A 6,628-nucleotide genomic window follows, 5' to 3' on the forward strand; every position below is an offset into this window, starting at 1 on the left:
CACAGAGAGTAACGGATATGTCCATCAACTGGTTCCCCGGTCACATGCACAAGGCCCGCAAAGAGATTGCCGAGGTCATGCCCCAGGTCGATGTGATCATCGAGATGCTCGATGCCCGCATCCCCTTCTCCAGCGAAAACCCGCTGGTGCCCGAGCTGCGTGGTGATACCCCGGTGATCAAGGTGCTGAACAAGGCGGACCTCGCCGATCCGGCGATCACCGATCTGTGGGTGGCGCACATGGAAAAAGAGAAGGGGATCAAGGCGCTGCCGTTGACACAACAAGAGCCGGAGAAGATCAAGCAACTGCTGACCCTCTGCCATGAGATGCTGCCGGAGCGCAATTTTGAGCTGCGCGGCGTGCGGGCGATGATCATGGGGATCCCCAACGTGGGCAAGTCCACTCTGATCAATACTCTGGCGGGGCGCATCATCGCCCGTACCGGCAACGAGGCGGGGGTGACCAAGTCCCAGCAGCGGATCAAGCTGGATAACAACGTTATCCTGACCGATACCCCGGGTTTTCTCTGGCCCAAGCTCAACCCGCCCTCCTGCGGTTATCGTCTGGCCATCACCGCGGCCATCAAGGACACGGTGTTCGACTATGCCGATATCGCCATGTTTGCCGCTGACTACTTCATCAAGGCCTATCCGGAGCGGATCAAGGCGCGCTACCAGATTGACGAGCTGCCCGAGACCGAGATCGAGCTGCTGGAGATGATCGCCCGCCAGCGAGCGTTTATGCGCAAAGGGGGGCTGGCCGACTTGCACAAGGCGTCCGAGATCCTGATTAACGAGTTCCGCTCCGGTTTGCTTGGCCGCATCTCGCTGGAGACGCCGGAGATGGTGAGCGTCGAGATTGTCGAAGCCGCCGCTGAAGCCGAGCAAAAAGCCAAAGAGAAGGCCGAGCGGGAAGAGGAGCGTCAGGCCCGCGCCCGTCGCAAGTACGCCCGCAAGCGTCAGAAATAGTTATCCTCAGGCGTCCCGAGCTTGCCTGACAACGAGCGAGCTTGTGTGACCCAGATGACGAAACACGAAGAGGCGACCCCAGGGTCGCCTCTTCTGTTTTATCTGGTGAAGTGCCCGACATATAAAGGCATGTCATCAACCAAAACGGTGGCGCGCCGTCTCAAACAGCGACATATGAAGCGGGATCAGCTGTTGCCAGTCGCGGCGATAGCCGCCACCGGGCACTGCGGCGACAGGCAACCCATGCTTGATTGCACAGTCAAATACCATGGCATCGCGCAGGCGAACCCCTTCATCGCTCAGGGAGAGATAACCAAGTTCGTCGGCATGATGCACATCGACGCCCGCCTGATAGAGGATGAGATCCGGCGAATAGAGGCGCAGTGCCAGCGAGAGTGCCTGTTGCAGTGTGGTGAGATAGGCATCGTCTGCCATGCCGCTTGGCAGCGGAAAGTCGAGGTGAGAGGTGGTTTTGTGATAGGGGAAGTTGTGCTCCCCATGAAGGGAGAGGGTGATGATATCGCGCCGTCCGGCGCACAGGGCCGCACTGCCATCTCCCTGATGCACATCGAGATCGACGATCAGCACCTGTTCACAGCGCCCCTCGTCGAGGCAAGCCTGGGCGGCAATCACCAAATCGTTAAACAGACAAAAACCGCTGCCGTGATCGCGATGGGCGTGGTGGTAGCCACCGGAGATCTGCAAGCCGCAGCCCTGCTCAAGAGCATGGCGGCTGGCGGCAACGGTGGCACCCACCGAGCGCAAGGTGCGCTCCATCAGCATGGGTGACCAGGGGAAACCGATCTTGCGGATGGCGCGCTCTTCAAGCTGGCCGCTCAGGGCCGCCGCGACATAATCGGCATCGTGAATGCGACAGATTTGCTCCCGGGTAGCGGCCGGCGCTTCGCCAAGGGGGTAACCCTGCACCTGCAGGTGCTCAAACAGCCCCTGATACTTGGCCAGCGGGAAGCGATGGCGCTCGGGTAGCGTCAGGGAGGAGTAGAGGGGGTGATAGAAAATGCGCAACGACATGGTGCCATTCTCCCTGGCAAGGTGGCGCTTTCTATATATGAAATCAGCAGATGAATCCATATATACACTCCCTATATAAAGGGGAAGTGGCAGCGCACAAATCAAGACGCGTCGTGAGTGAGACCGCAGGATATGGAAAAGGGGAGCTTGGCTCCCCTTTCAGTCAATCTCTCAGTCCGGCTTATTGCTGCTGGATAACCCAGATCTGGAAGGCTTTGCGGGTTTCCGCATCTGCCTTGTTGTACCAGTTTTGCAACTGGGTCAGCGCTTCCGGATTGCTTTGAGCCTTGCTGGGGGCAACCTGAACCGGTGCGCTGGCGGCAGCCATCACGGCAGCAGAGGAGACGGCGACGGTCTTGGGCTGGTTGAATGCTTTGCCCATGTTGATCAGCTCTTGCTGATAGTCACGGGTCAGCTGGAAGCCTTCTACTTTCGGCATCACGAACTGTTCGCTGCTTACTTGCTGGCCTGTGACCTTGTCTTTCAGCGTGACTTTCTGATCTTTGACAAACTGCTTGGCTTCTGCTTCGTTGCGGGGCTTTTTATAGTCCAGCACCAGTTGCTGGTTGTCGGCGGCGGTGAAGTTCAGCACCAGCGGCTCGGCGGTCACCAGCTTGATTTCGTCTCGATTAGAATAATTGCCTTCAAATGCAACCACGAGCTGATGTTTACCAACGCTAAGTGGAAACTTTTTGGTGTTATCGAGTAATGAGGGATTGATTGCTTGACCATCGATCAGCTGGACGACATACGGGGTGGTCACTTCCAATTGGGCATCAGCAAGGGCGCTACCGGCCCACAACAGACCAGCCAGCGCCGGTACCAGAACAGTCAGTTTCATTTCATCTCCTTGAACAGTCAGGCGATTGCCCACTGAAAACAGGGGCTCATTTTTACAGGTTTGGCCTACTGCGGCAATGGCTCTTTCTGGTGGTCGATGTTCGCGCGGCTGTCAGTTTGTTTATCAATAGCGGCCGGCTTATTTACTCGATCCGCCGTGTAAACGGTGGGAGGGCGTCGAGCAGCCCCTTGCCATAACGTTTGGTCAGCAGGCGGCGGTCGAGAATGGTGACCCGTCCCCGATCAGCCTCTTTGCGGATGAGGCGGCCACAGGCCTGGATAAGCTTGCGCGATGCCTCCGGCACTGTCAGTTGCAGGAAAGGGTTGCCGCCTCGCTGCTCCACCCACTCGGCGGTGGCCTCCTCGACCGGCGAGTTGGGCACGGCAAAGGGGAGTTTGGTGATCACCAGATTGGTAAGGTAGTGACCCGGCAGATCCAGTCCCTCCGAGAAGCTGCCGGTGCCACACAGAATGCTGGCCTGACCGCCATCGCATTTTTGCTTGTGCAAGGTGAGCAGGGCATTGCGGGAGGCTTCCCCCTGCACCAGCAGGGAGAGTCCCTTGGCACGCAGTCCCGCCACCACCTCATTCATCTGGCGGTAGGAGGAAAAGAGCACCAGACTCGCCTCCTTGCCCGCCAAAATGCGGGGCAGCACGCTGATGAGTTCGTTGGTAAAGGCCGGCGAGTTGGGTTCGTGCTCCATCTTGGGCAGATAGAGCTCGGCTTTCTGATAATCAAAGGGGGAGCGCAGGCGTAGATAGCGAGTGCCGTCGTGCTCCTTGAGCCCCACCTGATGGCGAAAATAGCTAAAAGAAGAGAGGGCGGTGAGGGTCGCGGAGACCAGCACGGCCCCCAAACATTTCGACCAGAGCCACTCCTCCAGCAGATAGCCCACCTCTATCGGTGAAGCGTGCAGCCAGATATCGCCGTCATCGCTCTTGGCCATCCAGCGGGCGAGCGGGGTTTTACCGGTCGGCACATGGCGCCCCAGCATCTCCCACAGGGCGCAGAAACTCTCCAGCCGCTGCAGATGAAAACCGCTCTCTGCCAGCAGGGGTTCGGCCTCCTTGCGGCGGATCTCGCCATCTTTCAGCGCTTCACCTATGGCCCCCTGAATCCGATCCAGCGCCCGCAGTGCCTTCTTGCTCGACTCCTTGAGATTCTCTGCCAGCATGGGCAGGGGATCCGGCAATACCCCTTCGGCGAAGCGGTAGTGAGGTGCCATGCCAAACAGCCGATCGTTGACGCTGAGCCACTGCTCGACCGCCTTCAGATCGGGCTGGATAGAGGCCAGTGCATCCTGCAGTTTGAGTTGGGGGTCGAGCAGGCTCTCCTTATTAATAGTCCGCGCCAGCTTGCCTGCACTTTGTACCAGCTTCTCCAGCCAGCGACGCGAGCCTTTGACGCTGGCCGACGCCGCGCCGTGATCCCGGGCGATGGTGGGCAGGTGATGGGCCTCATCCAGCACATAGATGCACTCATCAGGGGGCGGCAGAATGATGCCGCCGCCCATGGTGAGATCGGAGAGCAGTAGCGCATGGTTCACCACCAGCACATCGGCGCTCTCCATGTCGTTGCGGGCGCGATGAAAGGGGCAGTGCTGGTGATGGCTCAGAGCCTTGTTGCAGGTGTGGCGGTCGGCGGCGATGCGATCCCAGCAAGTGTCGGGAATGGGCTCTGGCCAGTTGTCCCGATCCCCGTCCCATTTGCCATTGGTGTAGGCCTGCCACAGGGCCTGGTAGCGATCTTTGTCGCTGTCAGATGGTTTGGATTTGCTCAGACTGCCAAAGTCGAGCTCGAAGTTGGCCATCTCGGCGCCACTGGCTGCCTGTTCCAGTAGATGTTCGCAGCAGTAACGCTGACGCCCCTTGACCAGCATAAAACGAAACGGCAGCTCGCTGTGGCTGTGGTAAAAAGGGAGGTCTTTGTGGATCAGCTGCTCTTGCAGGGCCACGGTGGCGGTGGAGATCACCAGCTTCTTCTGGGTGAGCCGCGCCACCGGGATGGCGCCCTGCGCATAAGAAAGAGATTTGCCGATACCGGTTCCTGCTTCGGCCACCAGGATCCGGCGTTGTTTGTCGTACTCGCCGGTCAGGGTTTTGGCTATCTCGGCCACCAGAAAGTTCTGCTCTTTGCGCGGCACAAAACCGGGTAATCCATCCGAAATCTGGCGATAGGTTTGACGAATGGTTGCTTTGAGGCGAGTAGAGAGCATGAAGAGAAGGCCAGTTAGGGGTTAATCGAAGGACAAGGATACCCGCAACCCCTTGGTGAGGTCGAGGCAGCAGCCATTATCACGGCAGTTTTACGCTGTTCAGACCACTTTGGTTGTTTATCAGATAGTTAGCGTCATTTGCATGCAAAATAGACTATTTGAGTCCAAATAATCAGCAGAATAAATTGTAAACGTTTTCCCATTGGTTCTGCTTTAAGTGAGATGCGCATCACATTTTCATCTTGGTGACCATGATTTCCATAAAAAGTTCCAAGTTTTTTCATTGCGGTTCAAAAAATCCGGTGCTAGTCTCGGCGGCATAGTGATGCAAAGAACATCGCTAACACAGGGAATAACAACGACTTAGTGTTTAACTTACAGTAGGCATTGGAAACTATGAAAAAGACAATTCTGGCAATTGCTATCCCGGCTCTGTTTGCGTCCGCCGCTAACGCCGCCGTCATCTATGACAAAGACGGTACTCAAGTTGGCATCACCGGTAACCTGCGTACCCAATTTGCCAGTGATCACGATGACAAAGCTGAAGACCTGGCTGGCCGTGCACGTATCGGTCTGAGCGCCAAAGTTGCCCTGAACGACACTTGGTCTGGCTTGGCCAAGGGTGAGTGGCAGCTGACTTCAAACAAATCTGGCGAAAGTAATACTAAAGAAGATGACATTACTTCCCGTGAAGTGTATGTCGGTCTGGATGGATCCCAGTTTGGTATGATCCGTTTTGGTCAGCTGGATACCGTGTTCAACGACGTTATCAACAAGGCTGATATTGCGAATGAAAACTCTGGCCTGGCCAGTGTCTACGATGGCCGTCAGGAAGGTCAGGTTCGTTACGATGGCCAGTGGAACGGTGTCTCCTTCGGCGCAAGCTATATTACTGCCAATACCGGTTATAAAGATGTCGCAAGCAATAACGGTATTGTTCAGCTGACAGGCGACTTGGATCGTGGCTACGCCGCCAAACTGGGCTACGAAGCCCCGTTCGGTCTGGCGCTGATTGCCGGTCTGGAGCAAAAAGAGTTCAATGAGACAGTCACCAATACTGACGGTGCTGAAAGCAAGAAAGATTGGGGTCTGGGTGCCTCCTATACCCTGGAAGGCCTCTACCTGGGTGCCTCTTACAGCAATTCCAAAGTTAAATACTATGGTGTAGGTGACAACGAAGAGAAGACTCGTGGCTACGAGCTTGCCGCATCCTACAATGTGGATGCTTGGACTCCGTATGTTGTTTACAACAACGCCGAGACTAAAGAGACCAATGAGCGTGCCATCTACACCACATTGGGTCTGACTTACAACTTCACCAGCAACTTCTTGGCATACAGCGAATATGTATTCGAAAATGCCGAAGTGAACAGCGATGATGTTGTATATGCAGGTCTGTTTTACGCATTCTAATGAGTGCAGTGTGTTAACTTTAGGGTAAACACAATAATGTTTATTAAACGGGCAATAAGAGCTTTCTTATTGCCCGTATTGTATGCTCAGCGCGCTGCGATGTGATAAACACAGGTTGTACAGATCTAGTTATCACCTGACACCGGCCTCAAACCGGTG

At 56.0% G+C, this 6,628-nt stretch carries 5 protein-coding genes; 2 read left to right on the top strand and 3 right to left on the bottom strand.

The genetic code is table 11. The annotated features are described in order from the left end of the window. Positions 1-17: 17 nt before the first annotated feature. Positions 18-968: a ribosome biogenesis GTPase YlqF gene (gene ylqF / locus L972_RS15240; protein WP_005334061.1), complete on the top strand. Its 951-nt coding sequence runs from the start codon at positions 18-20 to the stop codon at positions 966-968. 135 nt (positions 969-1,103) lie between these two features. On the opposite strand, the gene L972_RS15245 is transcribed toward ylqF, so the two are convergent. The 3 genes from L972_RS15245 to dinG form a co-directional block, all read right to left on the bottom strand. Further along, positions 1,104-2,000: a histone deacetylase family protein gene (locus L972_RS15245; RefSeq protein WP_047439244.1), complete on the bottom strand. Its 897-nt coding sequence runs from the start codon at positions 1,998-2,000 to the stop codon at positions 1,104-1,106. A gap of 181 nt (positions 2,001-2,181) precedes the next feature. Next, positions 2,182-2,841 carry a YccT family protein gene (locus L972_RS15250; protein WP_047439246.1) on the bottom strand — a complete coding sequence of 220 codons (660 nt, stop codon included), beginning with the start codon at positions 2,839-2,841 and terminating at the stop codon, positions 2,182-2,184. 142 nt (positions 2,842-2,983) lie between these two features. Further along, positions 2,984-5,056, bottom strand: coding sequence for an ATP-dependent DNA helicase DinG (gene dinG / locus L972_RS15255; RefSeq protein ID WP_047439248.1), 2,073 nt, complete (start codon positions 5,054-5,056; stop codon positions 2,984-2,986). Positions 5,057-5,452: 396 nt separating this feature from the next. Here dinG and L972_RS15260 point away from each other — a divergent pair, with 396 nt between their 5' ends. Further along, on the top strand, positions 5,453-6,469 hold the full coding sequence (locus tag L972_RS15260) for a porin (protein WP_047439250.1): 1,017 nt from the start codon (positions 5,453-5,455) through the stop codon (positions 6,467-6,469). The last annotated feature ends 159 nt before the right edge of the window (positions 6,470-6,628 follow it).

The sequence above is a fragment of the Aeromonas sp. ZOR0001 genome (assembly GCF_000801015.1).
GTDB lineage: Bacteria > Pseudomonadota > Gammaproteobacteria > Enterobacterales > Aeromonadaceae > Aeromonas > Aeromonas veronii.

Bases quoted from the DNA above. Each gene is read 5' to 3' on its own strand.
- ylqF (WP_005334061.1), top strand. From the start codon at position 18: ATGTCCATCAACTGGTTCCCCGGTCACATGCACAAGGCCCGCAAAGAG.
- L972_RS15245 (WP_047439244.1), bottom strand. From the start codon at position 2,000: ATGTCGTTGCGCATTTTCTATCACCCCCTCTACTCCTCCCTGACGCTA.
- L972_RS15250 (WP_047439246.1), bottom strand. From the start codon at position 2,841: ATGAAACTGACTGTTCTGGTACCGGCGCTGGCTGGTCTGTTGTGGGCC.
- dinG (WP_047439248.1), bottom strand. From the start codon at position 5,056: ATGCTCTCTACTCGCCTCAAAGCAACCATTCGTCAAACCTATCGCCAG.
- L972_RS15260 (WP_047439250.1), top strand. From the start codon at position 5,453: ATGAAAAAGACAATTCTGGCAATTGCTATCCCGGCTCTGTTTGCGTCC.